Here is a 23,780-nt window from a genome sequence, read left to right as displayed (position 1 = left end):
CATCATCGGCAAACAACGGAATCACCAGCATGAATATCGCGATCAAACCCACACTTTCTGCCGTTTGGTCGACGGATGCACGGGGCATTTGCATTGCCAGCCAGGAAAGCCCTGAAGGCTTATTGCCACTACTCAAAGGCATAACGCTTGGTGAGTGGCTTAGCCTTGCGCTGGTAGAGGAAGATGCAAAAATCGCGATGCAGCTGACAGCGGCATTAGAGTTTAAGACGCCATTTAATATAGAGGTGCCGATCAAGTGTCTGGATGGAACGATGCGCCATGTGATTGTTTCAGGTCTGCCGGCATGCCAACCAGGTGATTCTCATACACAGTTTAGCGGCTTCGTTTTAGATGTTACCGGACAGCGCAAAGCCCTTCAGGACGCGCTGCGTACGGCGACAGAATATCGTCTGTTGATAGAAAACAGTACTGATCTGATCGCCCACTGTGATGCGGATGGTCGGTACGTTTCGATCTCTCCTTCGTATAGCGAAATGATAGGCTGGTCAGCCGATGAAATGGTGGGCCAGCTGGTGGTGGATTTCCTGCATATCGACGATCAAAAGCCTGCTGCGGCAGTTCTGGCAAATATCTTCAACGGTGCTGAGTTACCAGACGTCGTCGAGGTGCGCAAGCGGCATCGTAACGGTCACTACATTACACTTGGCACTAAGGCCTGTGGCGTAAGCGATCCCTCTACAGGTAAAAATATCGGAGCAGTGCTGGTTTCGCGTGACATCACCCGGGATAAAGAAAAGATGTTGATGCTTGAGCTGCTCGCGACCCGCGACACCTTAACCGGACTGCCAAACCGAGCCTGGATCAACGACAAAGTGCAATCCATGCTTACGCACGTAGAAGATCCTGCGTATACGACTGTCCTGTTTATCGATCTGAATGGATTCAAAGCAGTTAACGATTCGATGGGGCACGCAACAGGGGATATGTTGCTGCAGCAGGTAAGCGAACGGCTACAAAGTTGCATGCGCCAGGGCGACTCGTTAGCACGCCAGGGAGGAGACGAGTTTGTCGTGGCAGCAACGTGCAGTAGTCATGATGCTGCAGCCGGTATTGCACTGCGCCTCATAGACGGCCTGAAAGATCCTTTTGCTATCAATGGCGTAGAAGTAAAGATCGGCGCATCGATTGGCATCAGCCTGGCACGATTTGGGACAAAAACGGTAAAAACCTTATTTGAAAATGCCGATACAGCGATGTATCAGGCTAAAGCACGACGTGATGGGTCATATCAATTTTTCCAACCTGATACGCTGCCAATGTGAGATTAAGCCAGCCCGTTTCACATGCTCTCTTCGGCGCTCAACTTCTTTTCCATTTAGCATGATCTTCAAGTATGTGATGAAGTTGGCCAGAGGAGGGCATGCCGGTCGCCGTTACCACGGTTAGGGCAAAATAGACCAGACTTTCAGTATGATTATGGCGTTTGCTGGTATTACAGGAAGCTGTCGTTTCCTTTTCAATCCAATCTGAGTAATGGTAAGAGCGTAACATAAGTTAAATTTTCTCGAAGTAAGCGTGTTTTTAAAACACGCTTCGTTTTTAAAATAATGTAACTAAAAAAATATAAAATATTTTCCCTAAAATAAAGGTTAATTTAAATTGAGTTATTTACGGAGTTAAATTAATCCAAAGCATTTAAAAATGCCAAATTTAACTTAAGTAATCCGTGATAACTCAAGCAGTTCTTATATTTTCCGTGCGTGATGAATTTGAGTGAAGCCCTTATTAATTTGTCGCGCAGGCAGGGTTAATTTCACTGTCTATAATTCCTTTTCTTCGGCAAAGCATCTTGAACTTTAAGAGAATTATAAATGAAAATATCTACACGTCTGGCTGCGGGTTTCAGTCTGCTCATTATTCTTTTCGTATTGTGCACGGGGATTGCTCTGAACGCATTATGGCAGGCGCGGGATGGGATGGAAGATACGGTCAATAACAAGATGAAGCGCTTTACGCTGGTTCAGGATATGCGGGGAATTGCTCGAGATATGGCCATTGCCGTTCGCAACCTGGCTTTACTGAGCGATCCCGTAGAAATGCAGCCTGAATGGCAAAGATTAATCTCGCAGCAGAAAAATTATATCGAGAAGCGCCGTGAGCTGGTGGATAGCATGAGGATCAATGTTTCCTCTCACGGGAAGGAGGCTCTTGAAAAAGTCGTTGCCTCTGAGAGCGCCGCGATGGAGACGTTAATGATCGCAGGTCAAATGGGACTCGATAACCGTCAGCAAGAAGCAACGCTTTACCTCATGAAAACTGCGCGACCGGCGCAACAGGCATTAATGGGATCGCTGGATGCGCTAACAAACATCGAAATGACACTCAGCAAGGATACGATGGCTGAGAATAGTGCATCCACGACACGTACAGCGTTTATTTTATTAATAATGGCGGCGCTCTCGGTGATTATTTCTGTGGTGACCGGTTATTTAATCGTACGTGTACTGATGCGTCAGCTAGGCGGCGAGCCCGCCCAGGCACAGGCACTGGCGGCAGCCATCGCCGCGGGGAATCTGACAACCTCAATAACCTTGCGCCGTAACGATAAGCACAGCCTACTGGCATCGTTAGATCGTATGCAGGAGAGTCTACGTGGACTGGTATCACAAATTAAAGACTCGTCTGGATCCGTTGCTTTAGCCGCTGATGAGATATCAAAAGGCAACACTGAACTTTCATCGCGTACTGAACAGCAGGCCGCTGCGCTTCAGGAAACGGCCGCGAGTATGGAGCAACTCACGGCAACGGTGAAAAGTAATACTGCAGGTGCACAGCAGACGGCACAAGTTGCACGTGGGACAGCAGAGCTGGCGCGAGCTGGCGAGGCGGATGTGCAGAAAATGTCGGATACGATGAACGAGATTTCTCTCAGCGCGACAAAAGTGAGGGATATTACTTCCGTCATTGAAAGCATTGCCTTCCAGACCAATATTCTTGCACTCAATGCCGCCGTTGAAGCTGCTCGCGCCGGTGAAGAAGGAAGGGGATTTGCCGTGGTTGCCGGTGAAGTCAGAACGTTAGCACAACGAAGTGCGACTGCTGCACGGGATATCAAACAACTCATTGAGCAGGCCGTAGGGCAGGTGGAAAGTGGTGTGAACGTGGCGACAGGAACCGGGCAGAGCATCATGAAAATCGTCAGCATGGTAGGTGAGCTTGCGGATGCGATGGACGAGATATCTCTGGCTTCTTCTGAACAAATGCAGGGAATTTCACAGGTCAGCATTGCCGTCAGCCAAATGGATGGCGTAACGCAGAACAATGCTGCGTTGGTTGAAGAGTCCTCCTCTGCGTCGCAAGAGCTTTCTGCTCAGGCACATGCGTTACGAGGCATGGTTGAAGCGTTCCAGGTTTAATATTTTCATTTACATTGGGGCTCTTATTTAATCTGGGCCCCGCATTGTTTGAATTCTTTTCGTTCGACTCCGTGTGAAAACAGCCTTAGGCAAGCTTACTCTGTGGCTCTTCCTGTTAAGGATGGGTCGCTGAGATGGCGCTAAATACGTTGTCAGTGACGATGGCCGGGTATTACCGAAATATGAACTGCTCAGTGAACAATAATCACGATGCCAACAATGTCCGCTCCTGCCATAGTGGACGCTGTGCATGACAGCGTCCACTATGAGCGAAAAGTGGGTCTTCGCGTTTAAAGCAGGGTTTATTAACATTGTCGATGGATGGCAATGCAATCAACTCAGGATTGCCTGGGCTTAGCATTCAGCCTTTATTTACCCTTTTCAGCAAGCCGCTAAGCTTTTGCACAGCCGATGTGATAATCACAAAAAATACGGGCACAAAGAAGATGGCCAGCAGCGTACCGCTAAGCATCCCGCCGAACACGCCTGTGCCAATCGCATTCTGGGTGCTCTTACTGGCACCGTTTGCCATCATCAGGGGAACCACACCAAGAGTAAAAGCCAGTGACGTCATGATAATTGGCCGCAGGCGTAGTCGGGCTGCTTGCTTCGTTGCCTCAAGCAGCGGCTCACCCTGCGCATAAAGTTGTCGCGCAAACTCTACAATGAGGATGGCGTTTTTGGTTGAAAGTCCGATTAGTGTGATCATACCGACTTTGAAAAAAACATCGTTAGACATACCTGCGAGAAATACCGCCAGTAGAGCGCCAGCCATACCCAGCGGAACGACAAGTATTACTGAAAGCGGTACTGACCAGCTCTCATACAGCGCGGCAAGCACCAGGAAAACAATAAGAACGGATAAGGCGATCAACAGCGGCATTTGAGCCGCTGAGCTACGTTCCTGCAGCGAGGTGCCAGTCCACTCGGCGTAATAGCCTGCTGGAAGAGAAGCGGCAAGTCGGTCCATTTCAGCCATCGCTGCCCCGCTGGAGTAGCCAGCAGCGGCGCTGCCAGTGATTTTAATCGCCGGATAGCCCTGATAACGACTGAGCTGCTGCGGCGACTGGGTCCAGTCCGTCGAGATAAAGGCCGACAGCGGCACCATCTCACCCGAGGCATTCCTGACGTAAAGCTTGAGTAAATCTGCCAGCTGCATACGGTAACGGGAGTCCGCCTGCACAATAACCTGTTGTACTCGCCCGTTATCTACGTAGTCATTGACGTAGTTTGAGCCAATCGCGACTGACAGCATCTGATTAATGTCGTCAAAGCTGACGCCCATTGCCTGCGCTTTTTCTCTATCTACCTCAAGAGTGGCACTTACACCCGCAGGTAAACCCTCAATGTAGACATCACTGACCACGCCACTGTTATTGGCTTTCTCCGTTAGCTCTGAGGCTGTCTGCAACAATGCTGTAAAACCGCGGCCGGCACGATCTTCGAGGTAGAGGTCAAAACCCGATGAAGTCCCCATATCAGAAATCGCGGGCGGCATCAGGCTCATTACCGTGGCGGCGGGATCGTCATTCATCCTCGTCTGGACAAATTTTGCTTCACCATCAGCGGTCGCGCCTTGCCGTTCGCCCCATTCTTTCAGGGTGGTAAAGGCCATCGCGGTGTTCGGACCGGATCCGGAAAAACCAAAGCCAAAGATGGAGATATTACTGGCAATGCCGGGCCTTTCCATGATCGTTTTTTCAAGCCGATCAACCACATGACGGGTTCTTTCTTGTGTGGCATCTGACGGCAACTGGATCGACGTCATAAAGTAGCCCTGATCGTCTTCAGGGATAAAGGATGAAGGCAGCGCCAGATAGGCAGCAAAAATCACCGCACTCAGCATGGCATAAATCAGCATGACGCGGCCACCACGGCGCAGCGTGACGTGCAATGCCCGCTCATAGCTTGTCGTTAGGGCACTGAAGCGGCGGTTAAACACCCCTGCGAAGCCTTTCTTTTCTTCGCCGTGCTGCGCAATCGGCTTCAGCAGGGAAGCACACAGTGCAGGGGTCATCGTCAGCGCAAGAAAAGCCGAGACCAAAATGGAAACAGCCATCGAAAGTGTGAACTGCCGATAGATGACGCCAACCGAGCCGGTGGCGAATCCCATGGGAATAAATACGGCGGTAAGCACCAGCGTAATACCGATAATCGCTGGTGTAATCTCGCGCATTGACTCATGTGTTGCTTCTTTTGGCGACAGGCCTTTTTCAGCCATCAGGCGCTCAACGCTCTCCACTACCACAATCGCATCGTCAACAATGATGCCGATAGCCAGCACCATGCCAAACATGGTCAGCACATTAATGGAAAACCCGCTCATCAGCATTACGGTAAAAGTGCCGAGCAGCGCCACCGGCGCGACAATTGCCGGAATAAAGGTGTAGCGCAGATTCTGCAGAAATAGCAGCATCACCAGGAATACCAGCACCATGGCTTCAATAAAAGTGTGGATGACTTTCTCAATCGACAGCTTCACAAACGGCGCGGTATCAAACGGCACCGAGAACGCCATGCCCTGCGGCAGCACCGTTGAGAGTTCATTTAGCCGAGAACGCACGCCCTCCGCTGTGCTGACGGCATTGGCACCCGGCATCAGCTGGATCGCTGCGGCAGTAGCCGCATGGCCGTTTTCACGAATCGCGTACGCGTAGCTCTGTAGACCCTGTTCCACGCGCGCCACGTCAGCCAGCCGGACGCGCGAACCGTTACTTAGCGCCTTAAGCGTAATGTTGCGGAACTCTTCCTCAGAACTGAGCTGCCCTCGTACGTTAAGCGGGTAGGTCACAGCTTGTCCGGGCTGCGCCGGTTCATCGCCGATTCTGCCCGGCGAGACCTGGGCGTTCTGCTGGCTTAGCGCGGTGGTAACGTCGCTGACCGAGAGCTTATAGTTAAATAGTTTGACCGGGTCCAGCCATACGCGCATTGCTTTCTCAGCGCCGAACAGCTGTACTTTGCCAACGCCTGGCACGCGGCGTAGTTCCTCAGAAACGTTACGCGCAAAATAGTCGCTCAGGTCCTGTTCGCTGAATCGACCCGAGGGCGAGCGCAACCCGACGATCATCAGAAATCCCGCGTTGGCCGCCTCCACGTTCAGACCGTTCTGACGTACGGTCAGCGGCAGCCGGGATTCAACCACCTTGATTTTGTTCTGCACATCAACCTGAGCGAGCTTGATGTCCGTTCCGGGTTTAAAGGTCACTGTAATGCTGGCAGTGCCTGACGTATCACTTGAAGACTCGAAGTAGAGGATGTCGTCAACGCTGGAGATTTCTCTCTCGATCAACGAGATTACCGACTCATTCATCGTTGCTGGCGTGGCGCCGGGATAGGTCACCGTAATGCTGACGCTCGGAGGAGCCACAGCGGGGTACTGCGCCACGGGCAACTGCGGAATAGCAATTATGCCTGCCAGTACAATAAACAGGGCGATAACCCATGCAAAAACAGGCCTTTCAATAAAAAATTGCGGCATCGGAATATCCGGGAATTAAGCAGTAAAATTTGCAGTGTGCGTTAGGATCAGATTTGTTCCGTATGGACGCGGCGGCCGATATCACTCAGCTGGGAGTATTTCTCCAGCAGTTGAGGGCCATTATCCAGGCTGGTAGCGAACATCCACATATAGGTCATGACCGAATAAATGTGCCCGGCACTGATCCCCGTTGTCTGCGTCATCCAGATAATGGTCAGACTAAATAGCATGGCGACAAGCACGCCGATTGACAGATATCCCATTGCCTCGCGATCGGAGAGGCGTATGCGTAATCTGGCGAGCGTGGAGTAATGTCGCTGTAAAGATAACGATGTCGCCCTGCTAACAAAATCAACCTCTTTTTCCAGCCGATTATTGAGTTTGTTATAGAGCACTTCATTTTTACGGGCAAAACCAGGCAGGAAACAGGCCAGTAAAGCCAGGATGACCAAACAGGCAATACCCGCCCAGAATTCGATAATCAGCAACATCACTGCGGCACCCATCATCGAAAACAGCGAAGTGATGAGCATAGGAAAATGCAGTTCAAAAAAATCAACAAACTCTCTCGACAACACAACCCGTGCTGCAACGGTTGAATGATTTAAGTTATTTTTACGTTGAGTCTTAATCACGGATACGGCCAGGGCCGCATAAATCCTGGCAAAAGTGCGGGTATCAACGCTTCTGCGCGCTGCACCCAAGCACCAGATAAATAAGATCAATACGCCATAGAGCATCGCATTTATCGTCTGCCCGGACATGATGGCGTTTATGGAGACGCCAGCCAGGATCGGATACAACAGATAAGTGACGTTTTCGGCAACGACCAATAAAAAAGTAAAGAACAGCTTTTTGCGGTAGCGGTTAGCCAGTGATTTCAGCGTGCCGGAGGCGCTTGTGGTCGGGGAGATAGCCTTTATATTTTCAGTGTTCATGAGTGGTACTTCTGTTAAAATAGAGCAAGTGCTCAATAATGTTATATGTTATTTGAGCAACTGCTCAAAGTCAACTGAGGTAAGAGATGAACGCTAAATCTGAGCTAATGAAAGAGAAAATTCTCAATGCGGTTATTGAGTTATTTACAGAGAAGGGTATTGATAAGGTTAAAACGCGAGATGTGACAGAGTATCTGGGCCTGTCACGAAGCCATATTTACCATTATTTTAAAGACTGGCAGTCGCTGAGTCTCGCGGCAGTAACAAGTTTTATCAATGCAGAAATCAAGGAATTTCGTTTCATCATTCAGCCTTTATCCGCCAGGCAAAAATTGCAGGAATTTATTAACGGGATGATTACCGATGCCCCCGACCCGACCCGTAAATTATATGGTTCCTTATGGTTACTCTCTACTCATGACGAAGCTTACGCGAGTCTGATGCAAACCTTTCTGGATGAGTGGCATGAGGTGCTGGCAAACATTATTCAGACAGGCATGGACGAGCAGTCGTTCCGAAGTGTTGATGTGCACCGCGTAGCGCGCCAGTTGGATGCAATGCTGTTTGGTTATAGTGAGCAGATCTTAACCCTGCCATCTAAAGGCTTAGTAGAGCAGGCGAAGGAAGATATCGACGATTTTATCCATAGAAACATACTGACATGCTGATAAAACATTAATTTAGCGTGACGGCTCTGAACTGCAAGGGTGGAGCGGTCAAGACTTAGGGGCGGCAGAAGCGTTTTGCTTCAACTCTGTCTCCTGCAAGCTCCCCGGATGGATATGTTTAAATTATGAAGTGGGCTATTAAACGGAAAAATAGCTGTACCAGCAACATCCACTGCTGGGATTAACCAAATACAAATACAGAGCCATGCCCGTTCATTAATTATTTCAGACGACAACTCATTCATTCGTAACAGGCGCGGTTTTCGCATCGTTGTTAACCGGCCTGGTAGCCGTGGCGGGTTGGCTTTTTATCAAATAACCGTTGGGATGGTCACCAAGAGTTAGAATTATCGACATCCCCGCCTCAACCATTCACCTGCCCGAAAGGGTTGTAAAATGTGTGTGCGATCAGGGATATTGATGCGGCTATTCGCAGCGCAGGTGACGAAAGGGAAGGGAGCAAGGTGAAAACGTCGGGAACCAATCTGGAACACGCACGGGCGCACAATCGCCGCGTGATCATTGAAGCCATTCGCCTGCACGGCGAATTGACCCGCGCCGAGCTGGCTCGTCTCACGGCGCTGACGCCGCAAACCGTGTCGAATATTGTGGCGGAGCTGGAGCAGGCCGAACTGCTCACCAGTCGCGCGCCGCGCAAACAAGGACGCGGGCAACCGGCAATTCCGGTGACGCTTAATCCCGCCAGCGCCTTTTCGATCGGCATCCATCTTGATCATCAAACGTTGCTGATTGTGCTGGTGGATCTCACCGGCGAAATTCATTTCCGCCGCCTGATTCTGGTACAAAAACCCCAGCCGGATGCCACATTAGCGCGCATCGCCGATGTGCTCAGCGAAATTAAAACGCAGCTGGGCGATCGCTGGCAGAAAGTGCTGGGCATTGGCGTGGTGATGCCCGGTCCGTTTGGTGTTGAGGGCATCTCTTCAATGGGGCCGACCACGCTGCACGGCTGGGAACAGGTGGACATCGAAGCCAAACTCGCCGCGATGAGCGGCGTGCCGGTGACGTTGGAAAACGATGCCACGGTGGCAGCAATTGGTGAGCGCTTTCATGGCGTCGCGCGTCAGCTCAATTCGTTTGTCTATCTCTACATCGGCACCGGTTTGGGCGCTGGCATCATCATGGATGGCCACGTCTATAGCGGCCATGCGCATAACGCCGGCGAAGTCGGGCATGTGGTGGTGGAGCCGGGCGGACGCGAATGTTACTGCGGCAACCACGGCTGTTTAGAACGCTATGTTTCACTGCAGGCGGCGTACGAGTTTTGCGGGCTCGATCCGATGACCGCTTTGCCGGAAGATTTGCTGGAAGTCGATCCGGCGCTGTTCGATAAATGGATCGATACCGTGTTAACGCCGCTGCGTCAGGCGATTAACCTGCTGGAATGCATCTTCGATGCCGAAAGCGTGATAATCGGCGGCATGATGCCTGCGGTGCTGCTGGATAAAATCATGCGTCGACTGCCGCCGCTCTATCAGTCGGTGCGCGGTCGGTACCTCACCGGAACACGCGTAAAGATCGGTATGACCGGCAGCGATACCGCCGCGCTGGGTGCCGCCGCGCTGCCGATTTTCGACGAGTTCAATCCACAGTTTAACGTGTTGATGAAGTAGCGGCCTGATCATGCCGCTACCTTCACTGTCGTTTTCCGCTTCTCCTTCATCTTCCAGCACAGCCACAGCGCAATGAACCACACCGGCGAAGCGGCTAGCGCGGCGAGCGTGTCGGAATCAAATATCATGATCACTACCGAAAACAGGAAGAACATCAGCGTCGCCCACGCCATCATCCTGCCGCCGGGCATCTTAAATTTGGATTTTTGATGCAGATCCGGACGCTGCCGGCGGTACACCAGATAAGAGACCAGAATCATACCCCAGCAATAGATCACCAGAATGGCGGCCAGCGTCGAAACGATGGTGAACAGTGTTGTCACATTCGGCACCAGGAACAGCAGCAAGGTGCCGCTCAGCATGCAGAAGCAGGAGAACATCAGGCTTCGCAGCGGGATACGCGTGGTGCGTGAAAGAATACGAAACTGCCAGTGCGCATGCTTCTCGATCGATAAGCCGTATAACATGCGGGTGCTGGAGTAGACGCCGCTATTGGCGGAAGACATCGCCGAGGTGAGTGCGACGAAATTAATGATCGCTGCCGCCGCAGGCAAGCCGGCTTTGGCAAACAGCGTCACGAACGGGCTGGTATCCGGCGATACCCCTTGCCAGGACGTCACCGCGATGATCACCATCATCGAGAGCAAGTAGAAAATCACAATCCGCAGCGGCAGAGAGTTGATCGCGCGCGGCAAAATTTTCTCGGGTTCGCGCGTTTCTGCCGTCATGGTGCCGAGCAGCTCAATGCCGGTGTAAGAGAAAATCGCGATCTGAAAACCAGCCAGAAAACCGGTGATGCCATGCGGCATGAACACCGCAGGATCGGTGAGGTTGTGCACCGAGGCTTTAACGCCATCCGGCGAGGTCCAGCCGGTAAATACCATCCATCCGCCGGTGATGATCAGCGCGATGATGGTGATCACTTTGATCAGCGCAAACCAGAATTCAGCTTCACCAAAAGCCTTCACCGACAACATGTTAAACAGACACAAAATACCGAGGGTAAATAACGCGGGTATCCACGCCGACATTTCCGGGAACCAATACTGCATATACGCGCCGCATACCACCACATCGGCGATGCAGGTCACCACCCAACTTAGCCAGTACGACCAACCGAGAAAGAAGCTGGCTTTGGGGCCGAGATAATCACTGACAAAATCGGCAAACGAGCGATAGTCGAGCCGACTAAGCAGCACTTCCCCCATTGCCCGCATCACCATATAGCTAAAAAAACCCACCAATAGGTAGATGATTAATATCGAGGTTCCGGCTACCGCAATATTGCGTCCCGCGCCCATAAACAGCCCGGTACCGATCGATCCGCCCAGCGCGATCATCTGAATATGGCGTTCGCTCAGCCCTCGCTGCAGTTTTTGCGGGGCGTCGTGAGCCCGAGCAGGCTGAATCTGCCCTTGTGTAGGTTTGTTAGACACAATGATTCCTTCAGTCTGGCGAAAAGACGCATGACGATGCCTGCCCGCAAGCATTAATGGCAAATATGGGTTAAACCTTAAAGAGGCACGTTTAAATAGATGAAAGAAAAACGAAATTAATAAAACGCTAATTCATGATGGAGGTTTCCAGCTGGGTTTTACTCATCGTGGTGGCGTGTGTTAACAAAGTCAATGCGGAAAAATAACAGTTTATTCACTTTTTGATGACCATCAAAGAACTGAAAAATAGGGATAAAATCAAAATTTATGCAATTAAGTGCATAATCAATGCATGGATATGCGCCATATGTGGCTCTTTTTTAATGCTTAGTTATTCATTTATTCAGGCATTTTTGTGTCGAAAAAGTTAAACCCCTCTTATTTGGCCTGACCCGCTTGTCTGAAAAGGTGTTAAATTACTTTCCGTCTAGTGCAATGCATTACCTTTCCACGTCTTTTCAATATAAATAACTCTGAACCTACAGGCTTCTCATGGAAAAGTTATCTTACGCTTCTGAAAGCAGTACATCTCCCTGGACTACCTACCTGAGCCAAATTGACCGTGTTGCGCCTCATCTTGGTGAATTGTCTCGCTGGATAGAAACCCTGCGTCACCCCAAAAGAGCACTGATTGTCGACATCCCGGTGCAGATGGATGACGGCTCGATTCGCCACTTCGAAGGCTATCGCGTACAGCACAATCTCTCACGCGGGCCGGGCAAAGGGGGCGTGCGTTACCATCCTGCTGTCGATTTGAATGAAGTGATGGCGCTATCCGCCTGGATGACCATCAAGTGTGCGGCGGTTAACCTGCCTTATGGCGGTGCCAAAGGCGGCATCCGTGTCGATCCGCACTCGCTGTCTGAAGGTGAACTGGAGCGATTAACCCGCCGCTACACCAGTGAAATCGGCCTGATTATTGGCCCGCAGAAAGATATTCCCGCACCCGATGTCGGCACCAATGGCAAAGTGATGGCGTGGATGATGGATACCTACTCCATGAATCACGGCACCACCATTACCGGGGTGGTCACTGGTAAACCGATCCATCTGGGCGGCTCGTTAGGGCGTGAGAAAGCGACGGGGCGTGGCGTATTTATTACCGGTCGGGAAGTGGCACAACGCTCCAATATCACCATTGAAGGCGCACGCGTGGCGCTGCAGGGCTTTGGTAATGTCGGTAGCGAAGCCGCGCGTCTGTTCGCCGAAGCCGGTGCGCGTGTGGTGGTGATTCAGGATCACACCGCAACCTTATTCAACGAAGGCGGTATTGATTTAGCCGCGTTGACTGCATGGCAGATCGAACATAAACAGATTGCCGGTTTCCCTGGCGCGCGTGAGATCGACAGAGAGCAGTTCTGGACCACCGCCATGGATATTCTGATCCCGGCGGCGCTGGAAGGACAAATTACCCGCGAGCGCGCAGAAGTTATTAGTGCCAAACTGGTACTGGAAGGGGCAAACGGCCCAACTTATCCGGATGCAGATGATATGCTCGCGAGTCGCGGCGTGCAGGTGGTGCCAGACGTAATCTGTAACGCTGGCGGGGTAACGGTGAGTTACTTCGAATGGGTGCAGGATATGGCGAGTTTCTTCTGGAGCGAAGATGAGATTAACCAGCGTATGGACCGCATTATGACCGAAGCCATGGTTCACGTTTGGGACAAGGCCGCCGAAAAGCGCTGCTCGCTGCGCACTGCCGCTTATATCGTTGCCTGCGAACGTATTTTACTGGCACGTAAAGATCGCGGTATTTATCCGGGCTAATTAATTATATTTTAAGTTTATTTAAATCAAAGGATAAACGCCTTCATAGTGGGCAGAGGGCGTTTATCTTCGCTATTAAGCAAGGTTTACGCCGCGTAAACCTGACCAGCACCTTGCGGCGGATTGAGTAATCATCACCGAAGGATCCTCACTGAACTCGCTCACCAAAGTCACCACCCGGTCGGTTAAACTCCTTATATTCTCGCTGCCTACATAAACGTATTCATTGGTGGGTAACACATAAGTGTAGCCTTTCTCGCACACCAAGCTACGCGCGAAACCATTCTCAAGCATCGCATAGAGCAATTCAATTTGCGCGCCAGCGGTGGGTTCTTTCAATTCGATACGGATAGTATAACTGAGCATGATATTATCTCCGGTGGCTTAATTTAAGTTTACTTAAGTTTAATTGACCAGAAATGAATTTCATTTTTTTAAGATAAATCTTAGCGCGAATTTATAAGTGATGACCGCCGTTAACAGTAAATGTTGGCCCTATTAAGCGCAGCGACAAAAAGGGTTAAATAATAGTTATTAAATTACTCTTTTATTACGTTCGGCTTAAATAAGTTTATTTTTAATTAAAGACAGCCGACTCCACGCAGACTATAATTATTTTATGGCCCATTTTGGGCTGATTACTAAAAAGTGTACAAATAGTATCCGCAACGGGCGATTTTAAAGATTTTTATTAATTAGTATTTATCTCTGCCCATGAGGAGTAGCGGATGAACTTAAGCATCACGGATTTTTATGTCTTTAGTCAGGCAGATACAGAAGGGTGCTGCAATCTACACCGCGATAGTTGCCGCCTGGCTCCTGCCTATGATAATCGTGTGTTCATGGGATCATTTTATTCTCCTGATCATGCCTGGCAATATTTCCACACGCATTATCCCAACAGCCGAGCGGTATTTTGCTTGTTATGCATGAAAGAATAATGTGTGAAAAACCTTCTGCCTGAAAAATAGCGGCAGAAGGTTGTATTTAACTTTAACGAGCAGGACAGAAACTGGCCAGCAATGGATGTTTTACCCGCTAGCACAACGCATCTAAGCCGTTCCAACCTCACTGTGATGAATATAGCCTGCCACCGCACGCCGCGTAAGCTGCGCCAGCATCTGCTGCGCACCATCTGCTGCATTGTGCTGACACAGTGCGATGCCCATATTTCCCGCCGCGGGCAGCAACGCATTCAGGTGATTGAATCGCTGGCGGCGCCGCGCTTTATCTACGATCGCCATTATCTCAGCGGTGGTCGTAGCGATCGCTATGTTTTGCTGAACATCGTGGCAGGCAAACCGCGCAGCGCGGAACAGAAGCGGGCAACCTATCGGGTGTTGAGTGAACGGCTGCAACAGCGGCTCAATCTCGATCCCAATGATTTAATGATCATCATCCAGCAAACCCAGCCCGAAGACTGGAGTTTTAGCGGCGGGAAGATGTTGGATTTGGGGATGATAGTTTAGAGCCGCACAAATCGTAGCGGCGCGATATATCGCGCATTGGTGCATAAACTTCATGCGCAATAAATCGCGCCGCTACAGCGTGTACGCTTTGTAAAAAGCGCTTATTCCATTACCCAATGCCCCTCACTCACCTCACGATAACGTCGCGCTTCGGGCACAAATCCCAATGCACGCACCGGGCTTTTCAGCTCGCTGATGTCAATCTGGCGCTTCACATGACGGCGCGCCGGATCGGGCACCGGCACCGACGACAGCAATTTACGCGTGTAATCATGCTGCGGATTTTCAAATATTGCCGCGCGCGGGCCGATCTCGACGATTTCACCCAGCAGCATCACCGCCACGCGATGACTGATGCGCTCAACCACCGCCATATCGTGGGAAATAAACAGATACGACAAGCCGAGGCTCTGTTGCAGGTCGAGCAGCAAATTGATGATTTGCGCTTTCACCGTGACATCCAGCGCCGACACCGATTCATCGGCGATGATCATTTTCGGATCGAGCATCAGCGCGCGAGCGATGCAGATACGCTGGCGCTGGCCGCCGGAAAATTCGTGCGGATAGCGTTTCATCATGTCAGCGGATAACCCGACGCGCTCCATCAGCGAGGCGGCTTTCGTGCGCGCCTCGGTTTTGCTGCCTAAACGATGTTGCAGAAAAGGCTCGGTCAGCGCTTCCAGCACCGACATGCGCGGATTGAGGCTGGCAAACGGATCCTGAAAAATCATCTGCATGGCGCGGCGCAAAGTGCGCAGCTCATGAACAGAAAGATTCAGTACGTCGTAACCATCAAAGGCCACTTCACCCGCGTCGGGTGTGACGAGGCGCGTCAGTGAACGTCCGGTGGTGGATTTTCCACAGCCCGATTCACCAACCAGCGACAAGGTTTCGCCCGGCATTAGATCAAACGAGATGTTCTCCACCGCATGTACCGCGCCGGTTTTGCGGCTGAATACGCCTTCGTGGATGCTGAAGCGGGTGCTGAGATTTTTAACCGACAGCAGCGGCTGCTGCGATGTCGATACAGCGTTGGTCTCAGATGCGTCGCGCTGGTCAAAGGAAAACTTACGCGGTCCAGTAATGCCGCGCATCGCACCAAGCTGCGGCACGGTCGCAATCAGCGTGCGGGTGTAATCCGCAACGGGCGCGGAAAAAATCGCGGCGGTGGTGCCGGTTTCCATCACATCGCCTTGATACATCACCAGCGTGCGATCCGACACCTCTGCCACCACGCCCATATCGTGGGTGATAAACAGCACCGCCGTGCCTTCCTCTTCCTGCAACGTCTTAATCAGGTCAAGAATCTGCCCCTGAATGGTGACGTCCAGCGCGGTGGTCGGTTCATCGGCAATCAGCAGTTTTGGCCGCAGCGCCAGCGCCATCGCAATCATCACGCGCTGGCGCATGCCACCGGAAAAGTGGTGCGGATAATCATTGAAGCGTTTCGCCGCGTTGGGAATACGCACTTTCTCCAGCAGCCGAATGGTCTCTTCACGCGCGACGCGTTTACTGATTTTGCGGTGATTGATCAGCGCCTCAGCAATTTGATTGCCGATGGTGAACGACGGATTCAGGCTGGTCATCGGCTCCTGAAAAATCATCGCCACCGCATTGCCGCGAATGTCACGCATGGCGGATTCGCTCAGCGTCAGCAGATCGACGCCGTTCAGCAGCACTTTGCCGCTGACGCGCGCGTGGCGCATGTTGAGTAAGCGCATGATCGCCATCGAGGTGACGCTTTTCCCCGAACCGGATTCACCGACAATCGCCAGCGTTTCACCGGCATTAACGGTGAGCGACAGGTTCTTGACCACCTCGCGCCAGTGATCCTCAACGCGAAAGGCGACGGTCAGATTTTCGATGCGCAGCACCGGTTCGACTGCTGAAGCGGGCGCGTTCATTTCGCTGCCATAAAGCGTGCCGATAAGTGGCTAACCGGCAGATAAGTGAAATCGGTATCGAACGGATAGGCGGGCTGCAATTTGCGCTTGCGAGTTAAGCGTTCCACATATTGATCAACCACGCCTTCCGACAGCGCCATAAGGTTGGGATTGGCCAGGGGTGCCAGCTCCGGCGACAGATAACCGGACTTCACTACCACGATTTTGGCCGCTGCGGGATCGAGGCCGAGCAGGGCGAAATCCGCCAGGTTGTGATAAGGACGGCGACGGTCGGCGACCACCAGCGTAATGCCGCCGGTTTGCAGCAGCGCCTGTTTCGCCAGCGAACGCGCATCATCGCTGAGATGTTTCACCACAAATTCGGCCTGCACTTTGCCGCCGGCCGGATCGAGTGATGCGCCAACGGTCAGCGTTACGCTTGCGCCAACGCCAGCAGCAAAGGCCGCGTCAGTGGCCGGTTTATCGGTAATACCTGCGACGATCACCTGCTGCGCGCTCTGGCGAATCAGTTCCGCCAACACATCCGCGCGATCGCCGACGCCACCGCCGGTGGGATTATCCCCAGAATCAGCCAGAATCACCGGCGCAGTTTCGCTGGCGATGGCCATGCTGACGCACTCTTCAATGCTGCCGGTGACGCAGCCAAAACTGAATTCATCGCGCGCCTGCCAGTAAGCCAGCGCCAGTTTAGCCGCCTGTTCCGCCAGCACATCGGCATCGGTGCCGGTCATGATCGCGGCGGCGGTAGCGCGCGGTTCATCGGCCCAGACGTAACCGACCATCAGCGACGCATCCCAGATGTGCTCCAGCTGGTTTATCGCGGGCAAACGCGCATACAAACTTTTCGCCGGTTCATCTTGGGTGCTGGTGCGTTCACCGGGTAACACCACCGGAATCGGCGCCCACACCACGCCGGGTTTGACGCCGGTTTGCAGGCTTTTCACCAGCATCGATACCGAGCGGCGCATAGTCTCTTCCACATCAATGTGCGGCGCAGTGCGATAGGTCGAGAACATATCAATGGCATCGATGATGCGTTGCGTAACGTTGCCGTGCAGGTCGTAGCTAACAGTGATCGGGCACTCCGCGCCGACCAGCTCGCGCGTGGCGCTGATCCAGTCGCCTTCGGCATCTTCCATACCTTCAACATAAACCGCACCGTGCATCGCGAGATAAACGCCATCCACCGGCAAATGTGCCGCGAGGCGCGTCAGGAAATCCTGCTTAAAATCGTCGTAGGTGACGCGCGCCACCGGACCACCGGCGATGGCGCGCGCGTGGAAGGTCGGCAGAAACTCGGCATCATAATCCTGCAAAAAGGCGAAATAAGGATTGGTGGTCAGTTCATCCCCGCGCACGATGCGGAAGTCGTCGGCATAATTCAGCACCGGATTATAAGTACTGCACTCAGTATGAATGCCACCAAAAGCAATGCGCATAGCAGCCTCCGCTAGTCGGGTAAGTGAATGATAAAACGATACGCCGCCACACTTGCTGCGGCTCTGGCCCAGCTCTCTTCGTTGATCACCATGCTGGCGATCGGTGTTTTGCCGATAATCGACGGCAGCACATGGCTGTCGATGGCCTGCATCACCACGGTTTTTAGCAATCCATCAAACGCATTGGGCTGATGCGCAATCACAATCAACTCGGGATCGTTCATCTGGATAATATTGGCGATGGATAAGCCCAGCGCATGACCGGCCTGATGCAAAATGGCAATCGCCGCGCTGTTACCTTTCACCGCCAGCGCTTCCAATTCGGTAATCGATTCACACTCTAGCGCTTTATCACGCACGCTTTCGCGGATGGCGGTTAACGAGGCCAGCGTATCGAGGCAGCCGCGTTTGCCGCAGCGGCAGGGACGTCCGCCGGGCTCGATGGTGCAGTGGGCGATTTCACCGGCAGCGCCGTGTGCGCCCCGATGTAGTTGGCCCTGAAAGAAGTGCGCCGACCCAATGCCGTCACCGTGCGAGATCAGGGTGAAGTTGCGCGTCTTTTTTGCCACGCCGAAAATCTTCTCGCTCACCGCCAGCGCTTTGGCATCGTTCTCTAACGACACTTCCAGCCCGGTTTGCTGTTTTAGCAGTTCCGCCAGCGGCACGTTCTTCCAGCCCAGCAGCGCCGACTGCACGCAAATCGCCTGATGTTCATCGACAAAGCCGGAAAGCGTCACGCCCAGGCCAATCAGCTGATCCTGCGTAATTGATTTCTGCCCAATCAGATCCGGGATTGCCGCTGCAATGGTTTTGGCCAGCTGCGGTGGATCGAGATTCAACGGCATCTGGGTGGCGGCCAGCGTGCGGCCGTGCATATCAATCAGCACTAATACCACGCGTTCGTTCAGCAGCGAGGCACCGAGAAAATAGGCGCTGTCGGCACGCATTATTAATAACACCGATGGGCGACCCTGGCCGCTGGATTCCGGAATACTCTCTTCCAGCAATCCGGCCTGCAGCATCTCTTTCACCAGCGTGCTAATTGCGGCTTTGCTTAATTTCATTTTTTCCGCAAGCACGGTGCGGCTCATGCCATGCGACGCAATAAGTAAGCGCAGAATTTGTTGCTGGTGGGCATTGAGCATTGAGGTTCTCACAGCGTTAGCACTATGCGCTGACAATAATAAGGACAGAAAACAAATACAACGCTATTTAGTTAAATTTCTGAATGCAGATCTGATTATAAGTAAATTATATGAACCAACCTATTGGCTTTTGTTTAGTGAGTGTGGCTTATATAGCGTGGATATTTCATCGATCATTTCAATGATTCATTGAGGGCCTTCATGGAAAGCAAAAATAAGCATTTCAAGGTACTGACGCTGGCTGGCTGTTTACTGGCGTCGATGGCGAGCGCCTCCGTTTTTGCCAGCCAGTTGGTGATCATGCAGAACGAACCGCCGCGCAGCATGGATCCCGGCAACCAAACCGCGACCTTTACCGGTACGGTGCTGGACCCAATGTATGAAGGCCTGACGCGGCTCGGTGATGACGGCAAAATCATTCCGGCACTGGCATTATCCTGGACATCCGATGACAGCGGACTTAACTGGACCTTTACCCTGCGACCCAATGTGAAATTCCACGACGGCACGCCCTTTAATGCCGATGCGGTAGTGGAAAACTTCCAGCGTCATTTAAATACGCAGCGCGGTTTAGCGGGTAGTGGGAAAATTCGCACCTTTGTTCAGGACGTGAAGAAAAAAGACGAACTTACCGTCACGTTTCAGCTGAAAAAAATTAATCCGGCTTTTTTAACTGTTTTAGCCTCCGGCCCAGGATTAATGGTAAGCCCAAAAGCGGACAAGGCGGGCAGTATTAACAATAAAGCCGACGGCACCGGGCCTTATAAACTGGTGCAGTACAAATCCGGTGAATATGTACTTGAACAAAAGAATCCCGACTATTGGGGGAAATCTTCCGGTCCGGATGAAATTAAATGGACGTGGAGCAGCGAGCCTTCAGTGATGAATATGGCGCTGCAATCGGGTCAGGTTGATATTATTAACCCGGTGCCGCCGCAGTTTGCCGGCATGTTAAAAAACAACGCCAACGTAAATCTTAAACAGTCGCCGGGCGCGGCGGTGTTCTGGGTCGATCTCAATACCCAAAGCAAAGCGCTGAGCGATGTGCGCGTGCGTCAGGCGCTGAATTTCGCCACCGACCAGCAGGCGCTGGTGAAAGCCATCATGTTTGGTTATGCGCAACCGGCAAACTCCGCGTTGGCACCGGTCGATCCCAACTACGACAAAAGCTTGCATGACTATCCGTACGATCTGCAAAAAGCCAAAGATTTGCTGAAAGCGGCGGGCTATGCCGACGGTTTCCCGATGTCGATTGCGGTGCAGGCGCCGGATGCGCGTACCGCACAAGTGCTGCAGGGCATGTGGAGCAAAATCGGCGTGAAACTTAACGTGCGCCAGATGGAGAGCGGCGTGTGGACCAAAGCAGCATTTGCTGATGGCAAAGAGAAAGCCGCGCAGGGCACCGATGCGGTGCTGGCGTCCTGGTCTTCCGGTTTATATGGCTCGGATCTGCAATTGCGTCCGCTGTATCACACCAGCAGCTTTGCGCCGGGCGGGGCTAATCTGGGCTTCTTCAGCGACAAGCAAACCGATGATCTGATCGATACCGCCGCATCCACACTCGACGATGCCAAACGCAAAGATCTCTATTTCCAGGCGCAAAAACAGATCAGCGGATTAGCGCCGCAGGTGCTGCTGTTCTATCAGGACGATCTCTATGCCGCACGTAAAAATATCAGCGGCGTGGTTATGCAGCCGGGCGGACAAATCGTCGTGCGCGACGCAGTGAAGCAATAACCTCATGGCTGATGTGATATGAAAGCTTACGTCGCAAAAAAGGTGCTTTCGCTGCCGTTAATCATTTTCGGCGTGTCGATTATCGTGTTTATCGCCATCCGCGCGCTGCCGGGCGATCCGGCGCGGCTGATGGCGGGACCGGAAGCACCGCAGGAAGCGGTGGACAGTATGCGCGTGCGGCTGGGGCTCGATCAGCCGCTGCCGCTGCAATACGTCAGGTTCGCGGCGGAAGCGCTGCACGGCAACCTTGGCTTGTCGTTGCAGTCGCAGCGTCCGGTGATGACGGAGATCAGCGAGCGTTTGCCGTACACCTTATCGCTGGCGGCGCTGGCGTATCTGCTGGCGATTGCGATAGGTGTTCCGGCGGGCATGACCGGCGCCATTTATCGCCAGCGGATTCCGGATCAAATCGTGATGGTGCTGACCATTGCCGGTGCGTCGATTGCCAACTTCTGGCTAGCGCTACTGGCGATGAATTACTTCGCCGTCGAGTTGGGCTGGTTACCGCTGCTGGGCGCCGATTCGTGGAAAAATTACATCATGCCCACGGTTACGCTGGCAATCCTGCCGATGGCGATGATCGCCCGCATGACGCGTTCCAGCATGCTGGATGTGCTGAGTCAGGATTACATCCGTACCGCCAAAGCCAAGGGATTATCCTCCGCCAGCATTAACTGGAAGCATGCGCTGCGAAATGCACTGATCCCGATTGTCACCATTGTGGCGCTCAACTTCGGCAGCCTGATTGGCGGCGCGGTGGTCACTGAATCGGTGTTCAATTGGCCGGGCATTGGCCGCTTACTGGTGGATTCGGTGCGCTACCGCGATTATCCGGTGATTCAGGGCGTGACGCTGGTGGCCGTGACTGGCGTGGTGCTGATGAATCTGGTGGGCGAAATCCTGATTGGCTTGCTCAATCCAAAAATAAGGTTCGACTGATGAACAGCATTGATACTTCCGTGCTGCCGCCGCGTTCGCGCAGCCGACACCTGATCAGCACTTTACTGGCAAATCCGTCCATTGCCATCGGCGGTGCGTTAGTGCTGCTGGTGGTGCTCGCCGCCGCGCTGGCCCCGCTAATTACCCATTGGGACCCGGTGGAGCAGGATCTGCTCAACACCTTGCAAGCGCCGTCGACCACGCACTGGTTTGGCACCGACGATTATGGCCGCGATATTTTTTCACGCGTGATTTACGGCGCGCGTATCACGCTGTTTGAAGTGAGCCTTAGCGTCGCAATCTCCATGGTGATCGGTATTCCGCTCGGCATCATTTCCGGCTTAGCGGGACGCAAGATGGATGCGCTGATCATGTGGGTAATGGATATCATCTTCGCCTTTCCCGGCATCGTGCTGGCGATTTTGATCGTTAGCGTGCTCGGCGAAGGACTGACCAATATGCTGATCGCCATTTCGCTGTTTTCGATTCCGGTGTATGCGCGTCTGAGCCGCAACCTGACGCTGGGCCTGAAGAACATGGAGTACATCGAAGCGGCGCATATGCTCGGGGTGCGCTATCCGCGCATCATTACGCACTACATTCTGCGCAACTCAATTGGACCGCTGATTGTGCAATCCACGCTGACGGCGGGCGCGGTGGTGCTGTCCGCCGCCAGTTTGTCCTTCCTCGGTTTAGGCGTGCAGCCACCGATGCCGGAGTGGGGCACCATGATGAGCGATGGGCGCAACTTCCTCGGCCTGAATATTTATGTGTCACTCTTCCCCGGATTGGCGATTTTGATTACCGTGCTGGGCTTCAATGTGCTGGGCGACGGTTTGCGTGATGTGATGGATAAACGTTTATGAGAAGACAATCTGCGGTGATTTGCCTCGATCTGGGCGGCTCTTTTATCAAGCTAGGCGTGATGAATGCGCAGGATCAATTAATCCTGCTCGATCAGCATAAAATTCCGGCTACCAGCTGGGACGATTTCACCGCGCTGGTACGTCGCATGATAGCCCAGCATCACCTGCAGTTTACCGCCAGCAGTGCGGTAGCGATCTCCACCGCGGGCATTGTGGCACCCGAAACTGGCGAGATATTTGCCAGCAATATCCCTGCGTTTCACCAGCACAGTTTGGCGAACGAGCTGGGCGCGCTGCTGCAACGCCAGGTGATTGTGCATAACGATGCCGACTGCTTCACGCTGGCGGAAGCGCTGGCGGGCGCGGGAAAAGGTCACAAAGTGGTGTTTGGCGCGATTCTGGGTTCGGGCGTTGGCGGCGGATTGGTGGCAGATGGCCGCATCATTACCGGGCAAAACGGATTGACCGGCGAATGGGGACATGGGCCGATCACGTTAACCGAAGTGGAGATTGGTGGCGTCGTGCGGCGGCTGCCGCGAAAGGCGTGTCCATGCGGGCAAAAGGGCTGTCTCGACAGCTACGGCGGTGCGCGCGGGCTGGAAAATCTGCATCAGACGTTACATGACCGCACGGCGAGCAGCGTTGAGATCATCGAATGCTGGCAGCAGCAGGATGCGCTGGCGCAGCAAACCGTTCAGGCATGGCTGCAAATTGTCGGTCAGCCGCTGGCATACACCATCAATATCACCGGCGCGTCGCGCGTGGCGGTGGGCGGCGGATTGGCATCGGTGGCTCCGCTGATCGCGGCGTTAGATGAGGTGGTGCAGGGTTACGTATTACGCCGCACCGCACATCGTCTGGTGGTGCCAGGTGAGTTCGCGCATCACGGCGGCATGATGGGCGCAGCGCTGTTGGCGCTGCAGAATACGCACTCTCTGTAGTGGGGCGATTTATCGCGCAATGAATTGCGCCGCTACGGAAGC

18 protein-coding genes are annotated in these 23,780 nt (G+C 52.9%); 11 read left to right on the top strand and 7 right to left on the bottom strand.

Features of this window, described 5'->3' with window-relative positions; genetic code table 11:
* The first annotated feature begins 29 nt into the window (after window positions 1–29).
* Window positions 30–1,283 carry a sensor domain-containing diguanylate cyclase gene (locus tag MWH02_RS10315; protein ID WP_271460544.1) on the top strand — a complete coding sequence of 418 codons (1,254 nt, stop codon included), beginning with the start codon at window positions 30–32 and terminating at the stop codon, window positions 1,281–1,283.
* Between the two features lie 549 nt (window positions 1,284–1,832).
* Window positions 1,833–3,377 (top strand): methyl-accepting chemotaxis protein, encoded by a 1,545-nt coding sequence (locus tag MWH02_RS10310; RefSeq protein WP_271460543.1) that lies wholly within the window; start codon window positions 1,833–1,835, stop codon window positions 3,375–3,377.
* 361 nt (window positions 3,378–3,738) lie between these two features.
* On the opposite strand, the gene MWH02_RS10305 is transcribed toward MWH02_RS10310, so the two are convergent.
* Window positions 3,739–6,855 carry a multidrug efflux RND transporter permease subunit gene (locus MWH02_RS10305; protein WP_271460542.1) on the bottom strand — a complete coding sequence of 1,039 codons (3,117 nt, stop codon included), beginning with the start codon at window positions 6,853–6,855 and terminating at the stop codon, window positions 3,739–3,741.
* Window positions 6,856–6,902: 47 nt separating this feature from the next.
* The gene (locus MWH02_RS10300) at window positions 6,903–7,793 is read right to left on the bottom strand and encodes an ABC transporter six-transmembrane domain-containing protein (RefSeq protein WP_192234556.1); all 891 of its coding nucleotides are present in this window, start codon (window positions 7,791–7,793) and stop codon (window positions 6,903–6,905) included.
* A gap of 86 nt (window positions 7,794–7,879) precedes the next feature.
* Between MWH02_RS10300 and MWH02_RS10295 the strand changes: the two genes are divergently transcribed.
* Complete coding sequence (locus MWH02_RS10295) at window positions 7,880–8,461, top strand: TetR/AcrR family transcriptional regulator (protein WP_271460541.1); 582 nt, start codon at window positions 7,880–7,882, stop codon at window positions 8,459–8,461.
* A gap of 464 nt (window positions 8,462–8,925) precedes the next feature.
* Window positions 8,926–10,095: an ROK family transcriptional regulator gene (locus MWH02_RS10290; RefSeq protein ID WP_110866709.1), complete on the top strand. Its 1,170-nt coding sequence runs from the start codon at window positions 8,926–8,928 to the stop codon at window positions 10,093–10,095.
* Window positions 10,096–10,103: 8 nt separating this feature from the next.
* Here the strand turns inward: MWH02_RS10290 and MWH02_RS10285 are convergent, their stop codons facing one another.
* On the bottom strand, window positions 10,104–11,531 hold the full coding sequence (locus tag MWH02_RS10285; RefSeq protein ID WP_271460540.1) for an amino acid permease: 1,428 nt from the start codon (window positions 11,529–11,531) through the stop codon (window positions 10,104–10,106).
* A 492-nt stretch (window positions 11,532–12,023) separates the two neighbouring features.
* Here MWH02_RS10285 and MWH02_RS10280 point away from each other — a divergent pair, with 492 nt between their 5' ends.
* A complete protein-coding gene (locus MWH02_RS10280; RefSeq protein WP_101761061.1) occupies window positions 12,024–13,298 on the top strand; it encodes a Glu/Leu/Phe/Val family dehydrogenase in 1,275 nt (424 codons plus the stop codon).
* Between the two features lie 75 nt (window positions 13,299–13,373).
* Here the strand turns inward: MWH02_RS10280 and MWH02_RS10275 are convergent, their stop codons facing one another.
* The gene (locus MWH02_RS10275) at window positions 13,374–13,664 is read right to left on the bottom strand and encodes a hypothetical protein (RefSeq protein WP_101761060.1); all 291 of its coding nucleotides are present in this window, start codon (window positions 13,662–13,664) and stop codon (window positions 13,374–13,376) included.
* 362 nt (window positions 13,665–14,026) lie between these two features.
* Between MWH02_RS10275 and MWH02_RS10270 the strand changes: the two genes are divergently transcribed.
* The gene (locus MWH02_RS10270) at window positions 14,027–14,239 is read left to right on the top strand and encodes a hypothetical protein (RefSeq protein WP_101761059.1); all 213 of its coding nucleotides are present in this window, start codon (window positions 14,027–14,029) and stop codon (window positions 14,237–14,239) included.
* A gap of 81 nt (window positions 14,240–14,320) precedes the next feature.
* Window positions 14,321–14,767 carry a tautomerase family protein gene (locus MWH02_RS10265; RefSeq protein ID WP_271460539.1) on the top strand — a complete coding sequence of 149 codons (447 nt, stop codon included), beginning with the start codon at window positions 14,321–14,323 and terminating at the stop codon, window positions 14,765–14,767.
* Between the two features lie 101 nt (window positions 14,768–14,868).
* On the opposite strand, the gene MWH02_RS10260 is transcribed toward MWH02_RS10265, so the two are convergent.
* Genes MWH02_RS10260 through MWH02_RS10250 form a run of 3 tightly spaced genes read right to left on the bottom strand, consistent with a single transcriptional unit; the run spans window position 14,869 to window position 19,255 of the window.
* Window positions 14,869–16,671 (bottom strand): ABC transporter ATP-binding protein, encoded by a 1,803-nt coding sequence (locus MWH02_RS10260; protein WP_271460538.1) that lies wholly within the window; start codon window positions 16,669–16,671, stop codon window positions 14,869–14,871.
* On the bottom strand, window positions 16,668–18,110 hold the full coding sequence (locus tag MWH02_RS10255) for a M81 family metallopeptidase (protein ID WP_271460537.1): 1,443 nt from the start codon (window positions 18,108–18,110) through the stop codon (window positions 16,668–16,670). The genes MWH02_RS10260 and MWH02_RS10255 overlap by 4 nt, the downstream gene beginning before the upstream one ends.
* 11 nt (window positions 18,111–18,121) lie before the next feature.
* Window positions 18,122–19,255 carry an ROK family transcriptional regulator gene (locus MWH02_RS10250; RefSeq protein ID WP_271460536.1) on the bottom strand — a complete coding sequence of 378 codons (1,134 nt, stop codon included), beginning with the start codon at window positions 19,253–19,255 and terminating at the stop codon, window positions 18,122–18,124.
* A gap of 201 nt (window positions 19,256–19,456) precedes the next feature.
* Between MWH02_RS10250 and MWH02_RS10245 the strand changes: the two genes are divergently transcribed.
* Genes MWH02_RS10245 through MWH02_RS10230 form a run of 4 tightly spaced genes read left to right on the top strand, consistent with a single transcriptional unit; the run spans window position 19,457 to window position 23,738 of the window.
* Complete coding sequence (locus tag MWH02_RS10245) at window positions 19,457–20,992, top strand: ABC transporter substrate-binding protein (RefSeq protein ID WP_271460535.1); 1,536 nt, start codon at window positions 19,457–19,459, stop codon at window positions 20,990–20,992.
* Window positions 20,993–21,010: 18 nt separating this feature from the next.
* Window positions 21,011–21,931: an ABC transporter permease gene (locus tag MWH02_RS10240; RefSeq protein WP_101761054.1), complete on the top strand. Its 921-nt coding sequence runs from the start codon at window positions 21,011–21,013 to the stop codon at window positions 21,929–21,931.
* On the top strand, window positions 21,931–22,797 hold the full coding sequence (locus tag MWH02_RS10235; protein WP_271460534.1) for an ABC transporter permease: 867 nt from the start codon (window positions 21,931–21,933) through the stop codon (window positions 22,795–22,797). Before MWH02_RS10240 ends, MWH02_RS10235 begins: the two co-directional genes overlap by 1 nt.
* Window positions 22,794–23,738, top strand: a complete 945-nt coding sequence (locus tag MWH02_RS10230; RefSeq protein ID WP_271460533.1) for an ROK family protein — start codon at window positions 22,794–22,796, stop codon at window positions 23,736–23,738. The genes MWH02_RS10235 and MWH02_RS10230 overlap by 4 nt, the downstream gene beginning before the upstream one ends.
* Window positions 23,739–23,780: the final 42 nt, after the last annotated feature.

The organism is Pantoea leporis, assembly GCF_028048155.1.
GTDB lineage: Bacteria > Pseudomonadota > Gammaproteobacteria > Enterobacterales > Enterobacteriaceae > Pantoea > Pantoea leporis.
This window is presented reverse-complemented; position numbering and strand designations above follow the sequence as displayed.

Excerpts from the sequence above, each read along its gene's own strand:
- MWH02_RS10310 (WP_271460543.1), top strand. The coding sequence starts at position 1,833 with ATGAAAATATCTACACGTCTGGCTGCGGGTTTCAGTCTGCTCATTATT.
- MWH02_RS10295 (WP_271460541.1), top strand. The coding sequence starts at position 7,880 with ATGAACGCTAAATCTGAGCTAATGAAAGAGAAAATTCTCAATGCGGTT.
- MWH02_RS10230 (WP_271460533.1), top strand. The coding sequence starts at position 22,794 with ATGAGAAGACAATCTGCGGTGATTTGCCTCGATCTGGGCGGCTCTTTT.
- MWH02_RS10300 (WP_192234556.1), bottom strand. The coding sequence starts at position 7,793 with ATGAACACTGAAAATATAAAGGCTATCTCCCCGACCACAAGCGCCTCC.
- MWH02_RS10315 (WP_271460544.1), top strand. The coding sequence starts at position 30 with ATGAATATCGCGATCAAACCCACACTTTCTGCCGTTTGGTCGACGGAT.
- MWH02_RS10255 (WP_271460537.1), bottom strand. The coding sequence starts at position 18,110 with ATGCGCATTGCTTTTGGTGGCATTCATACTGAGTGCAGTACTTATAAT.
- MWH02_RS10250 (WP_271460536.1), bottom strand. The coding sequence starts at position 19,255 with ATGCTCAATGCCCACCAGCAACAAATTCTGCGCTTACTTATTGCGTCG.
- MWH02_RS10240 (WP_101761054.1), top strand. The coding sequence starts at position 21,011 with ATGAAAGCTTACGTCGCAAAAAAGGTGCTTTCGCTGCCGTTAATCATT.
- MWH02_RS10270 (WP_101761059.1), top strand. The coding sequence starts at position 14,027 with ATGAACTTAAGCATCACGGATTTTTATGTCTTTAGTCAGGCAGATACA.
- MWH02_RS10305 (WP_271460542.1), bottom strand. The coding sequence starts at position 6,855 with ATGCCGCAATTTTTTATTGAAAGGCCTGTTTTTGCATGGGTTATCGCC.
- MWH02_RS10235 (WP_271460534.1), top strand. The coding sequence starts at position 21,931 with ATGAACAGCATTGATACTTCCGTGCTGCCGCCGCGTTCGCGCAGCCGA.
- MWH02_RS10245 (WP_271460535.1), top strand. The coding sequence starts at position 19,457 with ATGGAAAGCAAAAATAAGCATTTCAAGGTACTGACGCTGGCTGGCTGT.
- MWH02_RS10260 (WP_271460538.1), bottom strand. The coding sequence starts at position 16,671 with ATGAACGCGCCCGCTTCAGCAGTCGAACCGGTGCTGCGCATCGAAAAT.
- MWH02_RS10265 (WP_271460539.1), top strand. The coding sequence starts at position 14,321 with ATGGATGTTTTACCCGCTAGCACAACGCATCTAAGCCGTTCCAACCTC.
- MWH02_RS10280 (WP_101761061.1), top strand. The coding sequence starts at position 12,024 with ATGGAAAAGTTATCTTACGCTTCTGAAAGCAGTACATCTCCCTGGACT.
- MWH02_RS10275 (WP_101761060.1), bottom strand. The coding sequence starts at position 13,664 with ATGCTCAGTTATACTATCCGTATCGAATTGAAAGAACCCACCGCTGGC.